This is a genomic window from Microbacterium sp. AC035 (genome assembly GCF_979258485.1).
In genome coordinates, this window is the sequence record NZ_OZ409858.1 from 2,930,129 (window position 1) to 2,954,683 (window position 24,555).

Sequence of the window (24,555 nt, forward strand, 5' to 3'; positions counted from 1 at the left end):
GATCGGGAATGCGACCCCGCTCTCGGGATCAGACGATCTCGACGTCGACTCTCAGCTTCGCGTAGGTGCCGATCGCGCGCCGATCGCACGTGAGCAGGGTGATTCCCGCCGAGCGGGCCGCGAGAGCGACGAGGCCGTCGTATACCGCTCCGCCCGCGATGCCTGCCTCGGCGAGGACGGCCACCGCGCGCAGCGCATCCGCTTCAGGCACTGCGACGGAGCCGGGGAACTCATGAGCGATCACGCGCGCGGCGGCGGCGGGGCTGAGCCGGCTTCCGCCCGGCAGTCGGGTGAGCACCGAGTAGGTCTCGAGCAGCGCGTGCCCGGACAGACCCAGGACGAGTCCTGCGCACGCAGCGCGAACGCGCTCGTGCGCGTCGCTGTCTTCTGTGACCAGTGCGATCGCCGCGCTAGTGTCGAGAAGCAGATCAGCGCTGGTCGGCAAGACGAAGCTCTCTGATGTCGTCGGCCGAGAGCGTCGTTCCGCTGCCGCGGATGACGAGGCGTCCGTCCTTCTCGACGAGGTCATCCGGTGCAGTGACCTCGATGCGGATGCCGGTTCCGTCGATCATGATGTCGACCGGTCCTGGGACCATCCCGAGACGCTCGCGGATCGACGCAGGAATGACGATTCGCCCTGCCTTGTCAATGGTCACGTGCATGCCATGAGAGTACCATCGCGATGGCAGATCCACCAGGACTCAACCGAACCCGGGGTACTCCTGCAGCTTCTCCTCGAATTCGGCACGGTCGGCCTCGCTGAGCACCGCGCTCGCGATGACGACCATCTGCAGCCCCTCGAGTGGTTCTCCGGTGCGTGCGCTCTGGGCTTCCCGCGTCGTCAGGAAGTCGCCGGACGGGTCGTTCGAGAGGTCGAAGATGTTCGCGTAGAAGCGCATCGGGTCGGGGTAGTTCTCGGTGTAGTACTCCCAGGTGTGCTGCTCGCGCGGATCCTCGCTGCCGTAGAGCTTGGCGATCATCGACGGATCGATCCCCGAGTACTCGCCGTTGAACGAGTACAGCGACGGCAGGCCGTGCTCGGCGACGACCGAGTCGATCGTGGCCATGACCTCGAGCTTGAGGCTGTAGTCCTGGATCGGCTCGGTGGTCGCCCATCCGACGGAGGTGTACTCGATGAGCATCGACTCGCCGCCGTAGCCGTTGCGCTCGGGACGCAGATCCTCGTCGCCGACCTGCACCCACTCGTACCCGTATTCGGCGGTGATGCGGTCGCGGATGTCGGCGAACAGGCTGTCGGCCTCGGCCTGCACATCTTCGAGTGACTGCTGCCGCAGCGCATCCTGCGGATCGGTGCCCTTGATGCCGGGGTAGGCCTCTTCGTGCTTCTGCTCGTCGGACTTCATGCCGTCGTAGCTGCCGGAGGCCGACGTTTGCAGTGCGCCGATGCCGCCCACTGTGGCCACGTTGAAGATCAGGGTGATCGCGAGGGCGACGGCGGCCAGGGTGCGTCCACGGGCGGTGAACATCGCGCCGACGATGACTGCCACGACCACCAGCTGCAGCGCCAGCATCGTCACGCCGTAGAGCGCGTCGGTCGCGCCGATCGCCAGCGTGATGAGGAGGATCAGCGCGAACAGGATGCCGACGACCAGGGCGATCCAGCCGAGTGCGTTCGCCGGCTTCTTCGTCTCAGACGAGATCTCGGCCGCGCTCGCGGTGCCCGACAGGGCGGGGGCGCCCGGATGCTGCACGACAGGGCCGGCCTGGCGGCGTGCGTTGCGATAGCCTCCGGGCGGCGGCACGGGTGGTGCGCCCTCGGTGCCGGCGACGTAGCGGGCCCGCTGCTTCTCGTGATCCATCACCATGGCTTGTCCGTCCCCGAGCCTCCGCCGTCGTCGCCCTGCTGCTGATCGCGCTCCTGCGTTCCCTGCTCGAGCTTGTCCTCGAGCTCTTCGAGCTTCTCGTCCGAGGGCTGCGGCTCCTGCTCCTGCTCCTCCGGGGGCGGCTGCTGCTCGTCCTGCTGCTTCTGCTTGAGACGGTCCTCGAGGTCTTCCCTGCTCTGCTGCATGTCGCGGTCAGGGTCGGACGACTGCTCCTGCGCCTCTTCGCTGTTGCATTCCTCCGGCGACTCGGTCGTGACGGTGAGGGCTTCGCCGTAGAACTCGGCGGCTGCGGCGCCGTCGCCCCCGGTGCGCGCGGCGTCGCCCATGCGCTCTAGGACGAGGGCGAGGTTGATGCGCACCGTGCACACCTCGAGGCCGGTCGCGAGGTCGAGCGACTCCTCGAGTTCCGTCCGTGCCTCCGGCAGCTTCTCGGCCCCGGCAAGTGCGGTGCCCACGTTGAACGGCGCCTTGTAGGGCTCGAACCAGTTGAGGAACTCCTGACCGCGGGCCGATGCCTCGGAACCGGAGTAGTCGTCGGCCACGTAGGCGGTGATCGACTGGTGCGCGAACGCATACATGCTGAGGATCTTGCCGACGAACAGCAGCGCGGCCAGCGTGAGGGGCAGAGTGCCGATGGCGATCCACCGACGGATGCGGCGTCGGCGACGATTCGAGGCGAGAAGCGCCGCGGCGGCCGACGCCTTCAGTTCGTCAGGGGTGCCGGGCGGCGTCGCGCCCGCCCGAGTCGACAGATCGGTCATGCGGCACCTCCGCCGGTCGACTTCTTCCGACGAGGCGACGTCGAGGGCGCTCGCAGCAGACGCAGTCGGGCGACGAGCATGCTCGCCCTCGTGAGCTCCACCCCGAGCAGCGCCACGACCACGAGGGCCGCGATCCAGTACAGCTCGGTCACGTTGCCCACCGAACCCGACTCGGCATAGCTGGTGGTCGTCGACGGCGCGTCAGGCAGGACCAGCTCGGCATCGGCAGTGCGGTGCTGGTAGTCGACGCCGAGATCCGAGGCGATCGCCTCGAGGTTCGCCTCGTCGATCACCGACAGGGCGTTCGCCCCCTGATACTCGATGTACTCGTTCGACGACCCCTCGACGCTGCCGGTGGTGAGCTTCATCGGCCCGCCCTCCGTCGTGCCGTAGCCGAGGACCGCACCGGCATCCGTGAGCTCCTCGCTGCCGTCGAACGGTTCAGGCGCTGACGTGACCGTCTGCTCGCCGTCGCCGAAGTAGAACACCATGCGCGAGCGGTCGGGTGAGGCCTCGGCCGCGTTCGTCAGGGTGTCGGCGAGCAGCTGGTTCGCGATGCCGATGGAGCTGCCCCGTGACTGGCTGGTCACCTCGGGGCGCAGCACCTCGAGCGAGGAGACGAGCGCGGTGGTGTCGGTGGTGAGTGGCATGCGCAGGTCGGCTGTGGCGTCGAACGTGATCAGGGCGAAGCGGGCACCCGGGTACTCGTCGACGATCGCCTGCACATCGGCGCGGACGCCGTCCAGGCGCGGCTCGTCGCCGTTCCAGTCCTCGGCGACGATGCTCGCCGTCGTGTCGACGACGAGCACGATGTCGGTGTCTGTCGCGAGCGTCTCTGTCGCACCGCCTGGGAGCCCAGGGCGAAGGAACATGAAGAAGCAGGCCAACAGCATGACCAGCCGCATGGCCCACAGCGCTCTGTCGCGCGCCTTCGCCCTGGTCAGTGCGATCACGGCGAGAACGGCCACCGGCGTGCAGAGGAGCGCCAGGAGGAAGATGTTGAGCACGGGCTGGAAGATCACAGTCTCACCCTCCAGAGCACGACGATGAACGAGAGCATCGAGATCATCAGCACGACGATCCAGAGGTTCGGGGCGTCGGTCCAGACGACCTGCGCCTGACCCTTCAGCGCGGCCGCCTCCTGCTCCTGCACCTGGGTGACGATGTCGCTCACGGTGGTGGTGTCGCGCAGGCCGTAGGCCTGGCCACCCGTGGCCTCGGCGGCCTTCGTGAGCTCTGCACTGACGTCGGCGTCCTTGCCCTGCACGGGGTTGAGCGCGAACACCCGGACCCCGTTCGAACCGGCATACGCCGCCGCCTCGTCGAGAGTCACGATCGATGCGCCGTTCACCTCGTTGTCGGTGGCGAAGATGATCGAACGAGACCGCTCGTCATCGGGATGGTCGAACGCCATCGCGCAGGCCGCCAGGCCGTCGCCGATCAGAGATGCGCCGTTGCCGTTGAGCGTGCCGACCCAGTGCTCGGGGATCGACTCGGTGAACTCGAAGCTCTCGCGGATGCTCTGCAGGTGGTCGCGGATGAACTCGTAGTCATCGGTCAGGGGGAAGATCTGCACGGGCGAGCTGTTGAAGATCGTGAGGCCGATGCGCTCGCCCTCGAAGTCCTCGAGCAGTTCCTCGAAGACGGTGAGCACCTCGACGTCGACTTCGCTCATCGACCCCGAGACGTCGAGGCACAGCATGATGTCGCGGCTCGTGTTGACGGGCTGGATGGTCTGCGACGCCATCGGGCGCGCAGAGACGACTCCGGCCGCCAGTGTCGCGACCACGCCGATCAGCAGGATGCTCGAGAGTGCCAGCACGCGGCGGTTCAGTGCCTGCCGGAACGTCGGCAGGGCGCGCAGGCGTTCGGCTCGGGCGACGCGTGCGCGCTCGTGCGCCTCGGTCTTCGCACCGCTGCGCAGTCCGATGACGATGCCGATCCCGACAGCGATGACGACGACGCCCGCAGCGACGAGGATGAGCCACCAGTTCGCTAGTGCCATGTGCGCACCACCGTTCTGGCGGCATCGGCGCCTGCGATCGGATCGATCGCGGGGCCGGGGCGGAAGATGCTCGGGTAGTAATGGCGCCCCATGGCGTCGACGAGGGCGGGATGCACTCCGCGGGAGACCAGGTCGTCGAGTGCGAGAACAGGAGCCTCGAGCCCGCTGTACTCGTTCACGAACATGCGCACCACACGGCTGAGCTCGAGGTTCGCGCTGCGGGCCGACAGGGTGCGGGCACGGTAGTCGTCCTCGATGTGCTGGATCCGATCGAAGTACTCGACCCTCAGCTGCGACAGCACGTCGGTCGTGAGCAGAGTGGGCGCCTCAGCATCGCGCGTCAGCGTGAGGTCGCGCCGCGGACGCGTCAGGGCGACGACCAGCCACGCCGCCGCGATCAGCAGCAGCAGGATGCCGAACGCGAGCAGGATCCAGCCCCAGCCGTACTGGAACGGCGGATAGAGCTCATCAGAGCCGGGCATTCGACCTCCGATTCAGCAGCTGGAGCAGCTGCGAGACGGCGTCGTCCTGGCCCGCCAGCACGCTGTGGCTGATCTCCATGCGCTTGAGCAGCTCTGCGAGACGCGCGGCGTCGGCCTCGGTCTGCGCCGCGAGCTCGCGGATGATGTCGGGGTCGCCCTGCACGAAGTCGGGCACCTCCCACATGGTGTCGACATCGCTGCGGATGGTGCCTGTCGCGTGGTCGAGCACCGGATCGGCGTCGCTCACGGTCAGCCACAGCACGTCGTGCTGCACGCGCAGCCGGCGCAGCATCCGCTCGGTCTCCGTCGTGACCGGCGCTTCGTCGGTGATGACGACCACGATCATGCGGCGAGAGATCGTGCGGGTCACGTGAGACAGGAGTGCGTCCCGGTCGCTCGATGCCGTGCTCGAGTCGATGGCCTGGTCGATCGTGCGCAGGGCGTGTTCGAGCGCGCCCTCGCTGCGGCCGGGTGCGCGACGGCGGATGCGGTCGGAGTCGCCGTAGACGAGGGAGAAGTCGTCGCCGTGGCGCAGCGCCAGCACGCCCAGCACTCCGGTGGCGAGGATCGCGAGTTCCTTCTTCGACTTCTCGTCGTGCGCGAGTGCGGCCATCGAGCGGCCCGTGTCGACCACGAACAGGATCGTGTGCATCCGCATCGCACGGTGCCGCTTCACCAGCGGAGTGCCGAGCCGAGCAGTCGCACGCCAGTCGATGTCGCGCACCTGATCGCCGTACTCGTACTTGCGCAGGTCCTCGAAGTCGAGGCTGCGGCCGTGCAGCAGCGACGCATAGGCGCCGTCGAGCGCGTGCAGCGACTTGCGCGACGAGTGGATGAAGAGCTTGCTCTTCACCTGGGCGATCAGGCTGGCCATGGCGAGGTCAGGGTGTGGGCACTGCGGCGAAGATCTGGTCGATGATCTCCTCGCTGCGGATGCCCTCGGCATCGGCCTCGAAGGTCAGCAGCACGCGGTGGCGCAGCACGAGGTGGCGCAGCGAGCGGATGTCTTCGGGGATCACGTGACCGCGGCCGTTCAGCAGCGCCAGCGCCCGGGATGCCTGCAGGAACGCGATGCTCGCACGAGGGCTCGCGCCGTACTTGATGAAGCGGGCGCGCTCTTCGCCGATGTAGGGCGCCGGGTTGCGGGTGACGTAGGCGATCGAGACGATGTAATTGCGGATGGCCGGGTCGACGTAGATGCGGCTCGCGACGTCCTGCAGCATGTGCACGTCGTCGAGGCTGATCGCGCTCGAGACGTGGCGGTCGGGGTCGAGCACACCCGAGTCGATGCGCCCGAGGATCTCGAACTCCTCGGCGGGGCTCGGGTACTCGACGATCTCCTTGAGCAGGAACCGGTCCATCTGGGCCTCGGGCAGCTCGTAGGTGCCCTCCTGCTCGATGGGGTTCTGCGTCGCGATCACGAGGAACGGCTTGGGCAGGTGGTGCACCTCGCCGCCGATCGTCGTCTGGTGCTCCTGCATCGCCTCGAGCATGGCGCTCTGGGTCTTGGCGCTCGACCGGTTGATCTCGTCGAGCAGCACGAAGTTCGCGTGCACCGGGCCGAGCACGGTGCGGAACGAGCCCGTCGCCGCGTCGTAGATCTGGTTGCCGGTGATGTCGCTGGGCAGCAGGTCGGGGGTGCACTGGATGCGCTTGAACTGCGCCCTGACGGTGTCGGCGAGCGTGCTCGCCGCGGTCGTCTTCGCGAGACCCGGAACGCTTTCGAGCAGGATGTGCCCACCGGCGATCAGCGAGATCAGCAGGCTCATGCGCAGGCGCTCCTGGCCGACCATCTTCGCCGAGTACGCGTCTGACACGGTCTTGAGCACGGCGGTCGCGCGCTGAAGCTCGGCCTCGGTGGGAGCTTCGGATCTCTTGCTCGCCGATGTCGACGCCGCAGGGGCCGGGGGAGCGGATGCTGCGGATGCCTCAGCACGGGCCGCAGGAGCGGGAGGGGCAGGCGGGGCGGCCTGGGCGGAGGGGGCAGGTGGGGGCGGCGGCGTCGAACCTGCGGAGGGGCCGGGCGCGTAGGGCTCGTTCATCGGTATGTCTCCTCGTTCCCACGGGGGACGCGTCGACGACCCCCGTCGACCAGCGTAACCGCATCCGATCTCGCCGCTCCGGCCCGGATACGGATGCAGGGCGAGATCACGGATGCACCATCCGGCGGCTCGACGTCGTCGACCCTGGTGCGAGCCGACGCATATATCGGCAGGCGCGGCGGAGGCGTGGTTAGCTGGAATCCCGCGTGGAGAGACGAGGAACGATCATGGTGCAAGCAAGCGACCTGCCCCCGGTGCTCTACGTGCCTCTTGCCGAGGAGACGGCAGATCCGGCCGAAGCTCAACTCGAATACCGGTTGACGAAGGACGGCCGGAAGGCTCTCCTGGCATATTCGGCGTTGGACAGGCTGCACCGTGGCATGGGCGTCGCGCAGCCCTGGGCGCTTGTGCCGACCGTTCAGCTCGAGAGCTTCCGAGAGGTCGATCAGTTCGACACCGTGGTGCTCGACATCGTCATGCCGGCGCGTCTGCGCAAGGGTGCCGAGGGCGATGCCGCGCGTGAAGCGGAATCGCGCGAGCAGTCATGATCCGGGCGGATGCTCAGGCGACTGCGAGCGGTATCTCTGCTCTTCGCATCGGGACTGAGGATTTCGACGCGACGCTGGCCGCAGCGAATCCGAGCGGCGGAGATCTCGGTGCGGCAGCGGCGGTGCTTGCCGATGTTCTCGCGCTGACGACCGACATCGCTCTCCGTCTGGTCGTAGAAGTGGACACCATCACGGACGCTGTTCAGGCCGCCGTCGACGACCTCGGTGCGATGGAGGACTTCGCGAAGGCTCGAGTGTCAGAGCTGGGGGCGGGCCTGCAATGAGCTCGGTGCAGGAAACCAGGATCGAGGGTTCGCCCGACGACATCGAGACGATCGCTATCTTCTTGAAGAACAAGGTCGCCGGCGGCGCCGAGAACTTCTCGAGCGACATCTCATCGGCGCGAGCGACAACGCTGGACGGCTGGGCGGGTTCGGGGGCCGACGCGTTCTCGGAGACGGTCTCCACAGCGAACACGTCCGTTGCGACCTATGGAACCGAGGCGTCCTCCGTAGGCCGGTCGGTGCTCGTGCTCGCAGATGCTCTGCGGGACGCTCAGAGTCGTATGACAGGCGCATTGGCCACCGCATCGGCAGGAGGGCTTGCGGTGTCGGGAACACAGGTGCACGGACCGGGCAACGCTCCGGCGCGCGAGTACGACCCCGATGAGCCGGGTTCCGAGACGGCATCGAGCGCCACCGCGACAGCGGCCCATGCGGCCAAGGTTCAGACGTGGAACACGGTCGTCGCGGAGGCCGAGGCGGCGAACACCCAGTGGCAGGAAGCTCTCGACGCGTTCGCGACGACGTGGGCGGCGTCCGGAGCGAACATGCTCACCGTGCTGACGGGGCTTCTCACCGGGGCGATCACCGGGGGCGCACTGGCCAATGCCGCGTTCCGTCTGACGAGCACGAAGGTGACGAACGCCGAACGGCTGGCATCGCTGACCAAGTCTCTGGAGAGCGTGAGAACCCCCTCGGGGGCGATCAACGGCCCGAAGTCGAACTTCTACAGTCTGCTGGACGAGACCGACGACGTCGCGAAGCTGCTGTCGACGACCGACGACCTGCTCGCAGGAGGCGAGAAGGGCCTGATGGGCACGCTGCGCGCGGGCGCGGCGCTGAGCAAGGGGCTGGTCGTGCTCGGCATCGCGGGAACGGGCTACGCGATCTACGACGACATCGCCAACGGAGGTGAATCCTGGCAGCAGGCTGCAGCGTCGAACATCGGCGGTATGGTCGCGGGGATCGGCGCCGGGGCAGGCACCGGAGCCATCATCGGCTCGTTCATCCTGCCGCCGGCCGGCACGATCGTCGGCGCCGCGGCGGGCGCCGTGGTGGGCGGAGTCGTCGGCGTCTTCACGTCCGGGATGATCGACGGCATGTTCGAGGGGGCGGGCAACGTCTTCGAGTCCGGATGGAATGAGCTCGTCGACACCGGCGAGGCGCTGGGCGATGCGGCCGGGGCCGTGGGCGACGCGATCGGCGGCGCCTGGAACTCGATCTTCGGATGATGCGGGAACGATGAAGCGGCCCAGAACGATGCCGCGCAGTGCGCTCGAGTACTCGATCGGACGACCGCTGTGGGTGGCCGTCGTCGTGATGAACGTGATCCTCGCGGCCGTCGCCACTGTGCTGTGCGTCTTGATGTATCTGCAGGACACCGCATCCATGCGCCCGATCCTGGGTGTGCTCATCGCCGTCCCCGCGCTCTGGTGGGTGATCGCGGTGACGCTGTGGCTCACGACCCTGTCTCGCCGACGCGTGAGCGCGGAGGACGTCAGTCGGGCGAGCGCGAGCGTCCCCGGGGGGATACTCCTTCCCGGATCGAAGCTCGTGCCCGCGACGACGCTGGTCGCGGCGCTCGCCGCAGCGGCGACCTTCGCGGTTGCCGCGGTGAGCGTCGGCGGTGCGTGGCGCATCGTCTGGGCACTGTTCGCGGTGCTGCTGCTCGGTCCGATCGTCAGCCACCTGATCTCGCTACGGCAGCCTCGGCGACTGTTCCTGCATCCCCGCGGGCTCGGATCCGCGACCTTCCACCTCGATGCCGAAGTGCACTGGGACGACATCCAGAGCATCGACCTCGGCGTCGGCATGAACAACTCGATGGTGCTCAAGGTCGCCGTGCGTCCCGGGGCCGTCAGCTATCGGGAGCGGTGGCGTCATCCGTTCTCGCGCAGGCGCGGCGTGATCGATGTCGACCCCTCAGCGCTGGGGGTGGACGGAACGCTGCTGTGGCTCGCGCTTCGCCTCTATCGACTGGAGCCGTCGACGCGGGAGGAGCTCCGCGGCGACCGGGTGCCCGGTCGACTTCTCGATCCGCGGGAGGCCGTGGCCACAACCCCGCAGCATGTGAGTGCTGCGGTGCTCTCGGTGTTCAGCCCTGAGGGCGCGATCCGCTAGCCGTGTCCGTCGCGCTGCCGCGCTTGCGGCCGACCCACACCACGAAGCACGCGACGCCGATGATGGCGATCGCGATGCCGACGATGTAGCCCGCGACGCCGAGATAGCCGCCGGGCACGAGGTGCGGGTCGAGGAACGGATAGGGGTACCACCACGGATCGCCGGTGGCGGGAGCGATGATGAGGTTCGCGCGGATCATCGTGTAGACGACCCAGGCGATCGGGAAGATCGCTGCGATGGCGACGGCGCTCCACCGCAGCGCGCGTCGACGCGGTGCGAACAGCAGATCCGCGAGCAGGAACAGCGGGATGACGACGTGCAGCACCTCGTTCGACCACGGCACGGTGACGCCCTGGGGCAGCTCGACGTTGCGGAGAAGCGTGTTGTAGACGATGCCGGTGACGATCATGTAGGTGCTCACGCAGGCCAGGACGATCGCGAACCACGTCGGCTCCGGCTCGGTGTCGCGGCGGTGGCGCAGTGCCCAGATCGCGCCGATCGTCAGGATGATCACCGCGAGCACGTTCGACAGGATCGTGAAGAAGCTGAGGAAGTTCGCGGCGACGGTGGGGATGTGCTGACCCCACTCGGTGGTGGCGTTCAGCGCATTCTGGATGCTGCGGGCGAGCTGTGCGACGATCGCCGCGAGTCCGAGCACTGCTGCTGCGAGTCGTGCGTAGGGCCACCAAGTCGTCATATTCGCCTCCGCGCACACTTTATCGGTCGGGATCCGTCTGATCGCTAGACCGAAATACCGATATGTCGATAGCGTCTGCGCAAGCGCAGCGCACGCGGCCGGGAGGGGCACATGAGCGAGGGCACCGCGGGATCCAACGGCACGGGGGAGCGGCGACGACTGTGGCGCGGACGGGCTGGGCTCAGCATCCAGTCGAAGCTCCTCATCATGCTCCTGGCGGTGAGTCTCGTGTCATCCGTGATCGTGGGCGCGATCGGATTCGTCAACGGTCGGCAGTCGCTGCACGATTCGGCGGTCGATCAGCTCATCACGATCCGATCCATGAGAGCGGCGGAGATCACCGACGCACTCGAGACGGTCAAGCGCGATGCCTCGTTGCACTCGCGCAACCTCAGTGCGCAGACGCTCTCGACCTCCCTCAACGAGGGCTTCGAGGAGCTGCAGCAGCACGAACCCGAGCCGGGGGAACGCGAAGGACTCGAGGCGTACTACAGGGACTTCTTCATCCCTCAGCTCGAAGGGCGGACCGGCGACGAATACGGGGACAGTGCCTTCATCCCCGACTCCGTGGCCGGCCAGCACCTGCAGTCTCACTTCACCACCCAGAACGAGGACTTCGACGCGGACTACGACACCCTCCTCAACGACAACGATCCTGATGACGGAACGCCCTACGGCGAGGCGACTGTGCGCTACGGCGACTACTTCACACGGCTGGTCGAGGAAGCCGGCTACGAGGATGCCCTGCTGATGAACCTCGACGGCGATGTCGTGTTCTCGGCATACAAGGGGCCGGAACTCGGCACCAACCTGCTGACCGGAGCCTACCGAGACACCGTGCTCGCAGGCGCGTACTCCGATGCCATCGCGACGAACTCGGTGAACACGGTGATCCTGACCGACTTCGAGCGGTGGATCCCGTCGCTCAACATCCCGACAATGTGGGTCATCTCGCCGGTGGGCAACGACGATCGGATCACGGGCGCGATCGCGTTCCAGGTCTCGATCCAGACGATCAACGACCTCACGACCGGCTCGGAGCAGTGGAAGTCGCAGGGACTCGGGGACACCGGCGAGGTCTACCTCGTGGGTCGCGACGATCTGATGCGCAGCAACTCGCGGCGGCTCATCGAGGACCCGGCGAGCTACCAGGAGATCGCGATCAACGGCGGCGTCCCGCCGAGCGTCGCCGAGCGAGCCGTCGAGGTGAACGGCACGGTGCTGTTGCAGCAGGTCAACACCCAGGCGGTGACGGATGCCCAGGCGGGCCGTTCGGGCACGACGATCGGGCGGGATTATCTGGGCCGCGAGAGCGTCACTGCCTACGCGCCGCTGGAGGTCGAGGGCCTCGACTGGGTGATCATCGCCCGCATCGACTCCGAAGAGGCGTTCGCGCCCGTCAGCGACTTCACCCGCACGGTGCTGCTGTCGCTGCTGGGCATCATGCTGGGGGTGTCATTGCTTTCATTGCTGCTGGCGCAGGTGTTCACCCGCCCCGTGCACAGGCTCGTCGGTGCGGTCCATCGCGTCGCCGAGGGCGATCTCGACGTGCAGGTGCCGCAGGGCTCGCGCGACGAGTTCGGCGATCTCGGCAGCGCGTTCAACGACATGGCATCGAGTCTGCGCATCAAGCAGGAGCTGATCGACGAGCAGCAGGCCGAGAACGAGAAGCTGCTGCTGACCCTGATGCCCGAGAGCGTCGCAGCCAAGTACAAGAAGGGCGACGAGGCGATCTCGGAGGCGCACGAGAACGTGTCGGTCGTGTTCGCCGAGCTCGTCGGCTTCGACGAGTACGCGCGGGGCCTGACCGCCGAGCAGGAGATCGGGCTGCTCAACACCCTCATGCGCGGGTTCGACGAGGCGGCCGAGAAGGCTGGGGTCGAGAAGGTCCGCACGCTGCGCGGCGGGTACCTGGCGTCGTCCGGTCTGATCGTGCCTCGCGTCGACAACGTGCGCCGCAGCGTCGACTTCGCGCGCCTCCTGCTCGGCGTCGTCGAGCGGTTCAACGCGCAGAACGGGTCGTCGATCGGCCTCCGTGCCGGGGTCGACACCGGCACCGTCACGAGCGGACTCGTCGCCCGCACGACTCTCGCCTACGACCTCTGGGGTGATGCGGTGAACCTCGCCTATCGGGTGCGCTCGGTCACCGGCGACCCCGGCGTGTATGTGAGTCAGACGGTCTACGACCGCACGCGGGAGATCTTCACGTTCACCGAGGCAGGCACGGTCGAGGCGCACGGGAAGAGCGAGACCGTCTGGAAGGTGAGCTGACATGCTCGACGACGCGTTCCGCGATGGCTGGGGGTGGTGGGTCGTCGCGCTCGCGGTCGGGGTGCCGGTGCTGCTCGTCGTTCTCACCGAGATGATCAACGGGCTCCGCCGTCGCAACAGCCCGCTCGCCGGCCCCCTCCGTCTGCTGCGCAACGGGGTGATCCCGGTCGGCGCACTGTTCGCGCTGCTGGCCTTCGCGACCCAGTCGCCCGCTGATCAGGTGTGGACCCGCGTCGCCGCGACCGTCTTCGGGTTCCTCGTGATCCTGCTGCTGCTCTCGTCGTTCAATGTGGCGCTGTTCGCCAACGCCGCCGAGGACTCGTGGCGCAAGCGGATCCCGACGATCTTCGTCGAGATCGCCCGTCTCGTGCTCGTCGCCCTCGGGCTCGCTCTCCTCTTCTCGTGGGTGTGGGATGCCGATGTGGGCGGCCTGTTCACCGCCCTCGGCGTCGGATCGATCGTCATCGGGCTCGCGCTGCAGAACGCGGTCGGCGGCGTCATCTCGGGCCTGCTGCTGCTGTTCGAGCAGCCGTTCAAGATCGGCGACTTCCTCGATGCGGCCGGCGTTCGAGGGCGCGTGGTCGAGGTCAACTGGCGCGCCGTGCACATCGATACGGGGTCGGGCATCCAGATCGTGCCCAACTCGAGCCTGTCGGGTGCGTCGTTCACGAACCTCTCCGAGCCGGACGGGCCGTACTCGGCATCGACCTCGGTGACCTTCGCGACAGACGATCCGCCGCACGAGGTGATGGCTCTGCTCGTCGAGGTCGCCGATGCGCTGCCCATGCTCGCCGATCGGGAGCGGGCCTCGGTCAGCTATTCCGGCGCCGGCGCATACGGTGTCTCGATTCCGGTCGCGGGACCCGCGGATGCCGGACGCGCACTCTCGATGTACCTGTCGTGGGTCTGGTACGCGGCGCGGCGGCGTGGATTTGCGCTCGACGGCGACGCCACCGACCCGATCGCCGAGCCCGGTCGCCTCGCCGAGGCGCTCGCCGAGATCGCCGGCACGCTGCATCTGCACGACGACGATCTCGAGGCGATGACGCAGAACTCGCATCTCGAGCGCTACGGCGTCGGCGAGGTTGTTCTCGCCAGTGGTGTCGTTCCCGACGAGGTGCGGGTGGTCGTGTCGGGCCGGGCGGTGCTCGCGATCGAGGTCGATGGCGGTCGCGTCGAGTTCACATCGGCGGAGAAGGGCGACCTGATCGGTCAGACCGCGCTCACCCGCGAGCGGACGCAGGCTGTGACGGTCGCGGGCGAGATCCTGACCGTGCTCGTGCTGCCGCTCGCGACGATCGACGAGCTGATCCGCACTCGCCCGAGGCTCGCCGCCGAGATCGGAGAGTCGCTCGAACTCAAGCGCAAGCTCGCCGGCGAAATGCTCGCGAGCGTCGAGGCGCAGCGCGGGTCGATCCGTCAGCGCAGGTCGGTGTCGCCGCGCTGAGGCTTTCTCAGCCCGCCTGGGTCAGGCCGTGCGGCGACCCCACTTCATCCGGGTGACGAGCACGCCGAGCAGGCAGAGTGCGCCGCCGACGAACATCAGCGGGGTCGGCACCTCGCCGAGGATCGCCCACGACATCAGGATCGCGATCGCGGGAACGACATAAGTCGTGGCCGACGTCTGCCCGGCGGTGCTGCGCTGCAGCACGTACGCCCACGTGGTGAAGGCGATCGCTGTCGGGAAGATGCCGAGATACACGACCCACAGAGTCGAGCCGAGCGGAGCCGTCTGCAACGCGCCGACCAGGCTGCCCACCCAGGGGAGCAGCGCGACGGTGCCGGCGGCGGCGCCGAGGAAGGTCAAGGTCGTCGCGTCGGTGCCCGCGCTGAGCAGACGTTTCTGCAGCAGAGTGCATCCCGCGTACATCACTGCGGCGAGCAGTGCGAGCAACAGGCCGGTGATGTCAGGCCCCTCGCTCGTGGAGGAGTTCATGCCGATCAGCACGACGCCGAGGAACGCGATCGGCGCTCCGATGATGAGCGGCTTCGGGAACCCCTCTCGAAGGAAGAGCCCGCTGAAGACCACGACCATGAGCGGCGCAAGGTTCACGACCATCGCCGCGGTGCCCGCGTCGAGCGTGCGCTCGGCGGCGTTCAGGGCCAGGTTGTAGACGCAGAACCACCCGATGCCCCACACCGCCACGAGCCACCAGTGCCGACGGTCGGGAAGACGGATGCCGTGGCGCACCGCGATGATCGAGAGCACCGCGGTGCCCACCGCCATGCGGAGCAGCGCCAACGCGCCGGGGTCGAAGTGCGGCCCTGCACCGCGGATGCCGATGAACGCCGACGCCCACAGCACCACCGTCACGAGGGCGGCGACGAGCACGAGCGGCCCCTGGGTGCGGGGCTTCGCTGTGGTCAGGCTGTCGTCGCCGTGCAGGCGACCGGTCTTCGGCATCCTCCGATCGTGCCACCGGCCACCGACATCGGCGACCGGCTGCAGCGACAGCATCCGCTCGTTTTCCGCCAGCTGTCCGTCGGCTCCGCTCGGCAGGGTCCATCCGCAGGACGTGAGCACGGTTGCAGGACGAGGCGCAGGCTTTCGTCCTGCAACCGTGCATCGGTCCTGCAGACGCACACCCCGTGTCCCGGGGATCGGCATCCGGACCCGACGCCGGCCCGGCGCCGGCTGCCGGCGCCCGTCGGGTGAGCACCCCCGGAGGTGGCCACTCCACAGCCCGAAACGGCCGCGAAACAGCCCTTCGGTAGGATGGAGTCGCCCGACAAGGGCCAGCTCATCAGCCGGTGCAAACCCGGCGAAAGCAAGGGGGATACCCATGCCAGGAATCGTTATCGTCGGCGTCCAGTGGGGCGATGAGGGCAAGGGCAAGGCCACCGACCTGCTCGGCGAGCGCACCGACTGGGTCGTCAAGTTCAACGGCGGCAACAACGCGGGCCACACGGTCGTGGTCGGCAACGAGAAGTACGCGCTGCACCTGCTGCCCTCCGGCATCCTGTCGCCAGGTGTCACACCGGTGATCGGCAACGGCGTCGTCATCGACCTCGAGGTGCTCTTCAGCGAGCTCGAGGCGCTCGGCGGCCGCGGCATCGACGTCTCGCGCCTCAAGGTGAGCGCCAACGCGCACCTGATCACCCAGTACCACCGCACGCTCGACAAGGTCACCGAGCGATTCCTCGGCAAGCGCATGATCGGCACGACCGGCCGCGGCATCGGCCCGGCCTACGCCGACAAGATCAACCGCGTCGGCATCCGCGTGCAGGACCTCTTCGACGAGAACATCCTGCGCCAGAAGGTCGAGGGCGCTCTCGACCAGAAGAACCACCTGCTGGTGAAGATCTTCAACCGTCGAGCGATCACGGCCGATGAGATCGTCGAAGACCTGCTCTCCTACGCCGAGCGTCTGCGTCCGATGGTCGCCGACACCGGATACCTGCTCGACGAGGCCCTGCGCCGCGGCGAGGTCGTCGTGTTCGAGGGTGGCCAGGCCACCATGCTCGATGTCGACCACGGCACTTACCCGTTCGTCACGTCGTCATCGGCCACCGCCGGTGGCGCGTCGACCGGATCGGGTATCGGACCGGGCGCGCTCGACCGCATCGTCGGAATCGTCAAGGCCTACACGACTCGCGTCGGGTCCGGCCCGTTCCCGACCGAGCTGTTCGACGAGCAGGGCGAATGGCTGCGCTCGCGCGGCTTCGAGTTCGGCACCACCACCGGCCGCCCGCGCCGCGTCGGCTGGTACGACGCCCCGATCACCCGCTACGCGACTCGGGTCAACGGCATCACCGACCTCGTGCTCACCAAGCTCGACATCCTGACCGGTCTCGAGCAGATCCCGGTGTGCGTCGCCTACGACGTCGACGGCCGACGCTTCGACGAGGTGCCGGTCAACCAGACCGACTTCCACCACGCGACTCCCGTGCTGGAGTACTTCCCGGGCTGGAGCGAGGACATCTCGACCGCGCGCACGTTCGACGACCTGCCGAAGAACGCGCAGGACTACGTCATCGCGCTCGAGGGCATGAGCAACACGCGCATCTCGGTCATCGGCGTCGGCCCCGAGCGCGACCAGGTCATCGTGCGTCACGACCTGCTCGACTGAGCGCGCTGTGACACGGTTCTGGCTCGGCGGGTACGGCCCCGCGATGGAGGGCGCGGCAGACGGCATCGGTCTGCTCGCAGGCGACGAGAGCGCGCCGACCGCGCTCGAGTATCGCGGTGCGGTCACTCGGACCCCCTCGCCGTCGTGGCTGGCGCAGCATCCGACCCTCGACGTCGTCTACGCGGCGCTCGAGGGGGATGCGGCGGTTCAGGCGTTCTCGCGCAGCGGGGCGTCGGCGCTCCAGCCGATCGGCGAGCCCGTGCCTGCGGGCGACGGCGTGTGCCACGTGGCGGTCTCGTCGAGCGGATCGTTCCTCATCGCGAGCTGCTACGGCGACGGACGGGTCGTGCGCATCGGCATCGACGCGCAGGGGCGCCTGGTGCAGGATGCCGTGAGCAAGGCCGCCGAGCTGCGCGCAGCGCTCCTCGGCGAACCGCTCGAGGAGACGGCGCCGGCCGGTGTCGCCACCTCGGCATCCGATCCGTATGCCGGTGCGCTCACCGCCACCGGAGACGAGCGCTCTTCCCACGCCCACTCCGCGGCGTTCCTCGCCGACGGGCGCATCGCGACGACCGATCTCGGGTTCGACCTCGTGCGCATCTGGCGTCCGATCGCGGGCGGGCTCGTGCTCGATCACGAGGTCGTGCTGCCCGTCGGCACCGGTCCGCGTCACATGGTCGTGCACCCCAGCGGTCACCTGCACGTGGTGACCGAATACTCGTGCGAGGTGTTCACGCTCGCGGCCGGGCGCGACGGCACATGGGCGGTCGTGTCGTCGGTGCTCACGAGCCCCATCGCCGAGATCGGCGTGGACTTCCCCGCCGAGCTCGCCCGCACGCGTGACGCCCAGTTCCTTTACACGGCTCTGCGCGGCAGCAACACCATCGCCGCTCTGCGTGTGCGCGGCGGGGGCGAGGCTCTCGAGTCGATCGCGCTCGCCGACTCGGGGGTCGACTGGCCGCGTCATCACCTCGTGCACGAGGGCAAGCTGCTTGTCGCGGGGCAGCGCTCTGACACCGTCGCGCTGATCGATCTCGACGAGCGCACGGGTGCACCTCTCGACATCCGGCACGTCGCTCAGGCTCCGGCGCCCACGCACATTCTGCCGGTGCGCTGAGGCGGTCGACGGGAGCAGCTTGACCTCAACCAGTGTTGAGGTTCTACGGTCGACCCTATGACCATCGACACCGATGCGGTTCCGACCGCGAAGCCCGCCACCGGCATCCTGAGCGGCGCCTACGTCTGGATCACCATCGGCGCCTGCGCGCTCGTGTTCCTCGGGGCGTTCGAGTCCCTCGCCGTCACCACGGTGATGCCGGCGGTGAGCGCCGACCTCGACGGCGAACGGCTGTACGCCCTCGCGTTCGCCGGCCCTTTGGCGACGGGGGTCATCGGCATGGCCGTGGCGGGCAATTGGGCGGATCGCCGCGGGCCCGTGGCGCCGCTCTACGCGTCGGTGGGCCTGTTCGTCATCGGCCTCGTGGTCGCCGGACTCGCGCCGAGCATGGAGGTGCTGGTGGCCGGACGCTTCGCGCAGGGTCTCGGCAACGGCGGGCTGATGGTGGCGCTCTACGTGGTCGTCGCCCGCGTGTACCCGCGGGACCTGCACCCGGCGATCTTCGCGGGGTTCGCCGCGGCCTGGGTCGTGCCCTCGCTCGTCGGGCCCACCGTCGCCGGCGCCGTCACCGAGATCTGGAGCTGGCACTGGGTGTTCCTCGGCGTGGTCTTCCTCGTCGTGCCCGCGCTGCTCATGGTCATCCCGGCGCTGCGCGGACTCTCCGGCGAGGGCGACATCACCACGCCCTGGGCCATGGGACGACTCGGCTGGTCGGTGCTCGCCGCGGTCGCCGTGCTCGCCCTGAATCTCGTCGGCGATCTCCCGGGAGCCGGGCCCGTGCTCGCGGCCGCCGCCGTGGTCGTGGCACTGGTCGCGGTTCGGGCGCTGCTGCCGAAGGGCACGTTGCGGGCGCGACGGGGTCTGCCGTCGGTGCTGCTCGTGCGCGGGCTCGCCGCCGCCGGCTTCTTCGGCGCTCAGGTCTACATCCCCTACCTGCTGACGGAGCGCTACGAGGTCTCGCCCACCATCGCCGGACTCTCGCTCACCGGCGGCGCCCTCGCCTGGTCGGCTGCCGCCACCGTGCAGGGGCGCATGGGCGTCAGGCTCTCGAGTGTGCTGGCCGTGCGGGTCGGAACGGTGCTCGTCGTCGCGGGAGTCATCCTCGCGCTCGTCGCCACCGTGCTGTCCGCGTCGGTGATCGTCATCATCGTCGCCTGGGCGATCGCAGGAGCCGGTATGGGGCTGATGAGCCCGCGCACCAGCGCCCTGACGCTCGAGATGTCGGCGCCCGAGAACCAGGGCTTCAACAGCTCGGCCATGACCGTGGCCGACTCGTTCGGGAGCGCGCTGGCACTCGCGATCACCGGAGTGCTGTTCACCGGGCTGGCCGCGGCGGGAGACCCGTTCATCGCGGTGTTCGCTTTCGCCGGGATCATCGCGCTCGCCGCGGCGGTGCTCGCGCCTCGGGTCGCTGCTCGTGGGGTGTGACCTGGTGTTCACAACTCAGCATGGATCCGCCGGATTCTGACCGGGATGGGCCGTTTCGGGCGGATTCGCCACGTTCGTGCTGAGCTGTGGACCGAGGCGGTGCCACAACTCCGGAGGAACGGCACGATCCGGTTCGGCCCGGCAGGTTTCGGGACTCGTGCGCGCCGGATCTCCGGAGTTGTGGAGCCGGCCGGTGCCAGGCAGGTCTGCGTCGCCGGAACCAGGGGGATGCGAGCCGATACGGGTCGCACGGATGCAGGACCGACGCACGGATGCAGGGCCGTCGCCCGGATGCAGGACCGACGCACGGATGCAGGACTGAACCACGGATGGGGTCCTGCAGACGTGCCCTGATCCTGCAGACGGACCGGTCACCCGGCCGAGAAGGGGCGGGCAGGAGTGGAGGTGAGGTGGCCTGGAACCACGGTGACGACGCGCCCGGCGACGCGCCCACGGAACAACCACCCCGTGACTCGGCGTTGGTCTTGAGCAAGACTGGGCGACGGAGAGGTGCACCTCATGACTGCTGAGAAGACCGACGAATACGACCTGATCGTCCTGGGCGGCGGGCCGGTGGGCGAGAACGTCGCCGATCGGGCCGTGCAGAACGGACTGACCGCGATCATCGTGGAGAGCGAGCTGGTCGGCGGTGAGTGCTCGTACTGGGCCTGCATGCCGTCGAAGGCGCTGCTGCGTCCGGCCCAGGCGCTGCGAGCGGCGCAGAAGGTGAAGGGCTCGGCCGAGGCGGTGACCGGAAAGCTCGACGTGCGCGCGGTGTTCGACCGCCGCGACTCGTTCACGAGCAACTGGTCTGACGACGGCCAGGTGAAGTGGCTCGATTCGGCCGGCATCGACCTCGCGCGCGGTCACGGTCGCCTGACGGGCGAGCGCGAGGTGACCGTGACGGATGCCGACGGCGGCACCCGCGTGCTCCATGCGCGCCACGCGGTCGCCATCAGCACGGGATCGGATGCCGTGATCCCGCCGATCGAGGGGTTGCGTGAGTCCTCTCCCTGGACCAGTCGCGAGGCGACCAGCGCCGAGGAGCTTCCGGATTCGCTCGCGGTGATCGGCGGCGGAGTGGTCGCGGTCGAGATGGCCACGGCCTACGCGGCGCTCGGTTCGAACGTGACGATCATCGCCCGCAGCGGTCTGCTGGGGTCGATGGAGCCGTTCGCGGGAGAGCGCGTCGCGGCGGGGCTGAAGGAGCTCGGCGTCGACGTGCGCACCGATACCGGCACGACCAGCGTCACGCGCAGCGACGCAGGCGTCGCGATCGTGCTCGACGACGGCTCCACGGTCACGGCGGCCGAGGTGCTCGTGGCGACGGGGCGATCTCCGCGCAGCGGTGACGTCGGGCTCGACGTCGTCGGTCTCGAGGCCGGTCGCTGGATCACCGTCGACGACACGATGCGGGTGCCGGGCTCTGACTGGCTCTACGCGGTGGGCGACGTCAACGGCCGCGTTCTGCTCACCCACCAGGGCAAATACCAGGCGCGGGCCGCAGGCGACGTGATCGCGGCACGAGCCAAGGGCGAGGATGTCGACGACGCCCCCTGGGGTCGGCACGTGGCGACGGCCGACAGCGCCGCGGCACCGCAGGTGACGTTCTCGTTCCCCGAGGTCGCGTCGGTCGGCCTCACCGAGGCCGAGGCGCGCGAAGCGGGCACCGATGTCGTCGTGATCGACTACGACCTCGGCGGGGTCGCCGGGGCGAGCCTCTACGAAGACGGCTTCGAAGGACAGGCGCGTCTCGTCATCGACAAGGAGCGCGACGTCATCATCGGTGCGACGTTCGTCGGACCCGAGGTCGCCGAGCTCGTTCAGACGGCGACCGTGGCGATCGTCGGCGAGGTGCCGATCGCCCGCCTGTGGCACGCGGTTCCGGCGTACCCCACCATCAGCGAGATCTGGCTGCGGCTGCTCGAGTCCTATGGGCGGGACTCGGCATGACGACGGTCGGCGGATGCGAAGAACGGATGCCGCGCGGCGCCATCCGTTCCGGCATCCGCTCCGAACAGCCGATGAGAGATCTGGTGCGATCGGTGCGCCCGGAGCAGGATTGTGTCCCACATTGACGACGTCGGGCACAACCCCCCGACGAATGTCGCACACCTCTTATACGCTCGAACCCACATCCGAGGAGGCAGGACCATGAAGGCTGTACTCGCAGGAACCGTCATCGCCGAGGCCGACGAGAGCGATCTCGCCCGCATCGAGGGAAACTGGTACTTCCCGCCGGCGTCGATCACCGAGGGAGCGCTCGTCGAGAGCCCGACCCAGTACACGTGCCCCTGGAAGGGCGCAGCGCAGTACTTCTCCGTGCAGGCGGGTGGCGAACTGCACACCGACTACGCGTGGTCCTATCCCACTCCGTTCCCGAGTGCCTTCGACCGTGTCGGCAAGGACTTCTCGGGCTTCGTCGCCTTCGACCCGCGGGTCGAAGTCTCCGCATGACCTCTGTATGCCGCAGCCGGGGTGCTGACGCCCGTCTCGTCGATCGACCGACCGGAGAATAATCGTGATCGAGTTCCGCAACGTCACCAAGCAGTTCCCCGACGGCACCACCGCCGTCAAGGACTTCAGCCTGGTGCTCCCGTCTCGCAAGACGACGGTGTTCGTCGGATCCTCGGGATGCGGCAAGACCACCCTGCTGCGCATGATCAACCGGATGGTCGAGCCGACGTCGGGCGAGGTCGAGATCGATGGCGAGAGCGTGCTCGGCGGCGACCCCGTCGCGCTGCGTCGCCGCATCGGCTACGTCATGCAGAACTCGGGTCTCATGCCGCACTTCACGGTGATCGACAATGTCGCCACGGTGCTGCGCCTCACCGGTGTGAAGAAGGCGCCGGCGCACGAGCGCGCGCGGGAGCTGCTGAAGACGGTCGGCCTCGACCAGTCGCTGGCCGAACGGTATCCCAGCCAGCTCTCGGGCGGTCAGCAGCAGCGCGTCGGAGTGGCCCGCGGACTCGCAGCCGATCCGAACATCCTCCTGATGGACGAGCCCTTCGGCGCGGTCGACCCGATCGTGCGCGCCGACCTGCAGCAGGAGACGCTGCGGCTGCAGCACGAGCTCGACAAGACCGTGGTGTTCGTCACGCACGACATCGACGAGGCCTTCCTGCTCGGAGATCAGGTCGTGATCCTCGACAAGGGCGCGCGGATCGTCCAGGTGGGCAGCCCCAGCGAGATCATCGAGAACCCCGCAGACGACTTCGTCGCCTCCTTCATCGGCGCCGACCGCGGGCGCCGCGCGCTGCACCTCAGAGAGACCCCGCACGGCACCGTCGTGGTCGACTCCGAGGGTCGCACGCAGGGGGCGATCGTGGCCGAGCCCGAGAAGTCCGCTGGTCCGCTCGCCGGCCCGGATGCCGCCGCCCTCGGAGCCGTGCAGAGCGGACTCACATGAACTGGGTCGTCGACAACCTCGATCTGATCGTCGACCTGACTCTGGTGCACCTGCGTCAGAGCATCGTTCCGATCGTGCTCGGCTTCGTGCTCTCGCTGCCCCTCGGCTGGGTCGCGTGGAGGTTCAAGCTCGTGCGCGGACCGATCATCGTGCTCACGGGGCTGCTCTACACGATCCCCTCGCTGGCGCTGCTGATCCTGCTGCCGTCGGTCGCGGGATACTCGGCCCGCAGTGAGACCAACCTCATCATCGCGCTGACGATCTACGCCATCGCCATCCTCGTGCGGGGGGTCTCCGACGGCCTCGACTCGGTCGACGACGACATCCGCCAGGCGGCTACGGCCACCGGGTTCGGGTCCTTCCGGCGCTTCTGGGCGGTGGAGTTCCCGCTCGCCGGCCCGGTGATCCTGGCGAGTCTGCGGGTCACTGCGGTCAGCACCATCTCACTCGCGACCGTCGGCATCCTGATCGGCATCACGAACCTCGGCTACCTCTTCACCAACGGCCTCGACCGCCGCATCATCGCCGAGGTGTTCGCCGGCATCATCGCCGTCGTCGTCATCGCGTTGGTGATCGACCTGCTGCTTCTGCTCGCGGGGCGGGCTCTCATGCCGTGGACGCGTGCGACGACCAAGACGAGCGCGGCGCGACCAGTCGTGGTGGGGGCGCCCGCATGAACCTCTTCCTCGAAGCATTCGCCTGGATGCTGGCCCCGGCCCAGTGGACCGGCAACTACGCACTGCCGAAGCTGCTCGGTGAGCACCTGACGCTCACAGCGATCTCGGTGGTCATCGCGGCGGCCATCGCCGTGCCGCTCGGGTGGCTCATCGGTCACACCGGCAAGGGACGCGAGATCGCGGTGGCCGTATCGGGTGCGGCACGCGCGATCCCGGCCTTCGGCCTCATGATTCTCCTCGTGCTCCTGCTCGGCGTGCTCCGCGTTCCCCAGGCCGCGATCACGACGTTCGTGCTGCTTGCGATCCCGTCCCTGCTCGCCGGTGCCTACACCGGGCTCGAGGCGATCGACCGACGGGTGATCGACTCGGCGAAGGCCATGGGGATGACGGGCTGGCAGATCTTCTGGAAGGTCGAGGTTCCGCTCGGTCTTCCGCTGCTCGTGGGCGGCATCCGCTCGGCTCTGCTCCAGGTCATCGCGACTGTCACGATCGCCGCGTACGTCGGCCTGGGCGGGCTCGGCTACCCGATCATCCAGGGCATCCCGCTGCAGCGCTTCGACCAGGTGCTTGCGGGAGCGATCCTCGTCGCCACGCTGGCGCTGATCGTCGACCTGCTGCTCGCCGCCGCCCAGCACCTCGCCGTCCCGAGAGGGTTGCGCACGGGCGGCCGCCCCTCACGCCGACGCTCGCGCGCGCTCGCTCCCGCGGCCGAGCCCTCGAACTCGGAGCCGCCCACCTCCGGTGACGGACCGACTCCGGTCGCCACCGAGCCCGCCACAGCCTGAATCCACAGCACAGCAGT

25 protein-coding genes are annotated in these 24,555 nt (G+C 68.4%); 14 read left to right on the forward strand and 11 right to left on the reverse strand.

Annotated elements, in window-relative coordinates:
- Window positions 1–28: 28 nt before the first annotated feature.
- The 9 genes from ACZ0AA_RS14180 to ACZ0AA_RS14220 are packed head-to-tail and all read right to left on the reverse strand — an operon-like array spanning window position 29 to window position 7,134.
- A complete protein-coding gene (locus tag ACZ0AA_RS14180; protein ID WP_400863217.1) occupies window positions 29–445 on the reverse strand; it encodes a PIN domain-containing protein in 417 nt (138 codons plus the stop codon).
- A complete protein-coding gene (locus tag ACZ0AA_RS14185; protein ID WP_400863215.1) occupies window positions 429–662 on the reverse strand; it encodes an AbrB/MazE/SpoVT family DNA-binding domain-containing protein in 234 nt (77 codons plus the stop codon). Before ACZ0AA_RS14185 ends, ACZ0AA_RS14180 begins: the two co-directional genes overlap by 17 nt.
- 39 nt (window positions 663–701) lie before the next feature.
- The gene (locus ACZ0AA_RS14190; protein ID WP_400863213.1) at window positions 702–1,826 is read right to left on the reverse strand and encodes a DUF4064 domain-containing protein; all 1,125 of its coding nucleotides are present in this window, start codon (window positions 1,824–1,826) and stop codon (window positions 702–704) included.
- Window positions 1,820–2,605 carry a hypothetical protein gene (locus tag ACZ0AA_RS14195; RefSeq protein WP_400863211.1) on the reverse strand — a complete coding sequence of 262 codons (786 nt, stop codon included), beginning with the start codon at window positions 2,603–2,605 and terminating at the stop codon, window positions 1,820–1,822. Before ACZ0AA_RS14195 ends, ACZ0AA_RS14190 begins: the two co-directional genes overlap by 7 nt.
- Window positions 2,602–3,627, reverse strand: coding sequence for a vWA domain-containing protein (locus tag ACZ0AA_RS14200; protein WP_463513296.1), 1,026 nt, complete (start codon window positions 3,625–3,627; stop codon window positions 2,602–2,604). The genes ACZ0AA_RS14195 and ACZ0AA_RS14200 overlap by 4 nt, the downstream gene beginning before the upstream one ends.
- Window positions 3,624–4,610: a vWA domain-containing protein gene (locus tag ACZ0AA_RS14205; protein WP_463513297.1), complete on the reverse strand. Its 987-nt coding sequence runs from the start codon at window positions 4,608–4,610 to the stop codon at window positions 3,624–3,626. Before ACZ0AA_RS14205 ends, ACZ0AA_RS14200 begins: the two co-directional genes overlap by 4 nt.
- Window positions 4,601–5,092 carry a hypothetical protein gene (locus ACZ0AA_RS14210; protein ID WP_463513298.1) on the reverse strand — a complete coding sequence of 164 codons (492 nt, stop codon included), beginning with the start codon at window positions 5,090–5,092 and terminating at the stop codon, window positions 4,601–4,603. The genes ACZ0AA_RS14205 and ACZ0AA_RS14210 overlap by 10 nt, the downstream gene beginning before the upstream one ends.
- Window positions 5,079–5,966: a DUF58 domain-containing protein gene (locus ACZ0AA_RS14215; RefSeq protein ID WP_400863204.1), complete on the reverse strand. Its 888-nt coding sequence runs from the start codon at window positions 5,964–5,966 to the stop codon at window positions 5,079–5,081. Before ACZ0AA_RS14215 ends, ACZ0AA_RS14210 begins: the two co-directional genes overlap by 14 nt.
- 7 nt (window positions 5,967–5,973) lie before the next feature.
- Entirely contained in the window at window positions 5,974–7,134 is a 1,161-nt protein-coding gene (locus ACZ0AA_RS14220) for an AAA family ATPase (protein WP_400863203.1), read from the reverse strand.
- Window positions 7,135–7,361: 227 nt separating this feature from the next.
- On the opposite strand from ACZ0AA_RS14220, the gene ACZ0AA_RS14225 reads away from it, so the two are divergent.
- Genes ACZ0AA_RS14225 through ACZ0AA_RS14240 form a run of 4 tightly spaced genes read left to right on the forward strand, consistent with a single transcriptional unit; the run spans window position 7,362 to window position 10,084 of the window.
- Window positions 7,362–7,682 (forward strand): SAV_915 family protein, encoded by a 321-nt coding sequence (locus ACZ0AA_RS14225; RefSeq protein ID WP_463513299.1) that lies wholly within the window; start codon window positions 7,362–7,364, stop codon window positions 7,680–7,682.
- Window positions 7,679–7,966, forward strand: a complete 288-nt coding sequence (locus ACZ0AA_RS14230; RefSeq protein WP_463513300.1) for a hypothetical protein — start codon at window positions 7,679–7,681, stop codon at window positions 7,964–7,966. The genes ACZ0AA_RS14225 and ACZ0AA_RS14230 overlap by 4 nt, the downstream gene beginning before the upstream one ends.
- Window positions 7,963–9,195, forward strand: coding sequence for a hypothetical protein (locus ACZ0AA_RS14235; protein ID WP_463513301.1), 1,233 nt, complete (start codon window positions 7,963–7,965; stop codon window positions 9,193–9,195). Before ACZ0AA_RS14230 ends, ACZ0AA_RS14235 begins: the two co-directional genes overlap by 4 nt.
- Before the next feature lie 10 nt (window positions 9,196–9,205).
- Window positions 9,206–10,084, forward strand: coding sequence for a hypothetical protein (locus ACZ0AA_RS14240; protein WP_463513302.1), 879 nt, complete (start codon window positions 9,206–9,208; stop codon window positions 10,082–10,084).
- Here ACZ0AA_RS14240 and ACZ0AA_RS14245 read toward each other — a convergent pair.
- The gene (locus tag ACZ0AA_RS14245) at window positions 10,059–10,781 is read right to left on the reverse strand and encodes a Pr6Pr family membrane protein (protein ID WP_463513303.1); all 723 of its coding nucleotides are present in this window, start codon (window positions 10,779–10,781) and stop codon (window positions 10,059–10,061) included. The genes ACZ0AA_RS14240 and ACZ0AA_RS14245 overlap by 26 nt on opposite strands.
- A gap of 111 nt (window positions 10,782–10,892) precedes the next feature.
- Here ACZ0AA_RS14245 and ACZ0AA_RS14250 point away from each other — a divergent pair, with 111 nt between their 5' ends.
- Both ACZ0AA_RS14250 and ACZ0AA_RS14255 read left to right on the forward strand, forming a co-directional pair.
- Window positions 10,893–13,052, forward strand: coding sequence for an adenylate/guanylate cyclase domain-containing protein (locus tag ACZ0AA_RS14250; RefSeq protein WP_463513304.1), 2,160 nt, complete (start codon window positions 10,893–10,895; stop codon window positions 13,050–13,052).
- A 1-nt stretch (window position 13,053) separates the two neighbouring features.
- Window positions 13,054–14,499, forward strand: a complete 1,446-nt coding sequence (locus ACZ0AA_RS14255; protein ID WP_463513305.1) for a mechanosensitive ion channel domain-containing protein — start codon at window positions 13,054–13,056, stop codon at window positions 14,497–14,499.
- Between the two features lie 21 nt (window positions 14,500–14,520).
- Here the strand turns inward: ACZ0AA_RS14255 and ACZ0AA_RS14260 are convergent, their stop codons facing one another.
- Window positions 14,521–15,576 (reverse strand): DMT family transporter, encoded by a 1,056-nt coding sequence (locus ACZ0AA_RS14260; RefSeq protein ID WP_463513306.1) that lies wholly within the window; start codon window positions 15,574–15,576, stop codon window positions 14,521–14,523.
- Window positions 15,577–15,835: 259 nt separating this feature from the next.
- Here ACZ0AA_RS14260 and ACZ0AA_RS14265 point away from each other — a divergent pair, with 259 nt between their 5' ends.
- The 8 genes from ACZ0AA_RS14265 (at window position 15,836) to ACZ0AA_RS14300 (ending at window position 24,538) form a co-directional block, all read left to right on the forward strand.
- Window positions 15,836–17,122 (forward strand): adenylosuccinate synthase, encoded by a 1,287-nt coding sequence (locus tag ACZ0AA_RS14265; protein ID WP_042540385.1) that lies wholly within the window; start codon window positions 15,836–15,838, stop codon window positions 17,120–17,122.
- Between the two features lie 7 nt (window positions 17,123–17,129).
- Entirely contained in the window at window positions 17,130–18,239 is a 1,110-nt protein-coding gene (locus ACZ0AA_RS14270; RefSeq protein WP_463513307.1) for a lactonase family protein, read from the forward strand.
- A 57-nt stretch (window positions 18,240–18,296) separates the two neighbouring features.
- Entirely contained in the window at window positions 18,297–19,667 is a 1,371-nt protein-coding gene (locus tag ACZ0AA_RS14275) for an MFS transporter (protein ID WP_463513308.1), read from the forward strand.
- A 519-nt stretch (window positions 19,668–20,186) separates the two neighbouring features.
- Window positions 20,187–21,620 (forward strand): dihydrolipoyl dehydrogenase family protein, encoded by a 1,434-nt coding sequence (locus tag ACZ0AA_RS14280; protein ID WP_463513309.1) that lies wholly within the window; start codon window positions 20,187–20,189, stop codon window positions 21,618–21,620.
- Between the two features lie 201 nt (window positions 21,621–21,821).
- Window positions 21,822–22,124: a DUF427 domain-containing protein gene (locus tag ACZ0AA_RS14285; protein WP_056310755.1), complete on the forward strand. Its 303-nt coding sequence runs from the start codon at window positions 21,822–21,824 to the stop codon at window positions 22,122–22,124.
- A gap of 64 nt (window positions 22,125–22,188) precedes the next feature.
- Window positions 22,189–23,076 (forward strand): ABC transporter ATP-binding protein, encoded by an 888-nt coding sequence (locus ACZ0AA_RS14290; protein ID WP_400863187.1) that lies wholly within the window; start codon window positions 22,189–22,191, stop codon window positions 23,074–23,076.
- Window positions 23,073–23,753 (forward strand): ABC transporter permease, encoded by a 681-nt coding sequence (locus ACZ0AA_RS14295; RefSeq protein WP_400863185.1) that lies wholly within the window; start codon window positions 23,073–23,075, stop codon window positions 23,751–23,753. The genes ACZ0AA_RS14290 and ACZ0AA_RS14295 overlap by 4 nt, the downstream gene beginning before the upstream one ends.
- Window positions 23,750–24,538: an ABC transporter permease gene (locus ACZ0AA_RS14300; RefSeq protein ID WP_400863183.1), complete on the forward strand. Its 789-nt coding sequence runs from the start codon at window positions 23,750–23,752 to the stop codon at window positions 24,536–24,538. The genes ACZ0AA_RS14295 and ACZ0AA_RS14300 overlap by 4 nt, the downstream gene beginning before the upstream one ends.
- Window positions 24,539–24,555 lie beyond the last annotated feature (17 nt).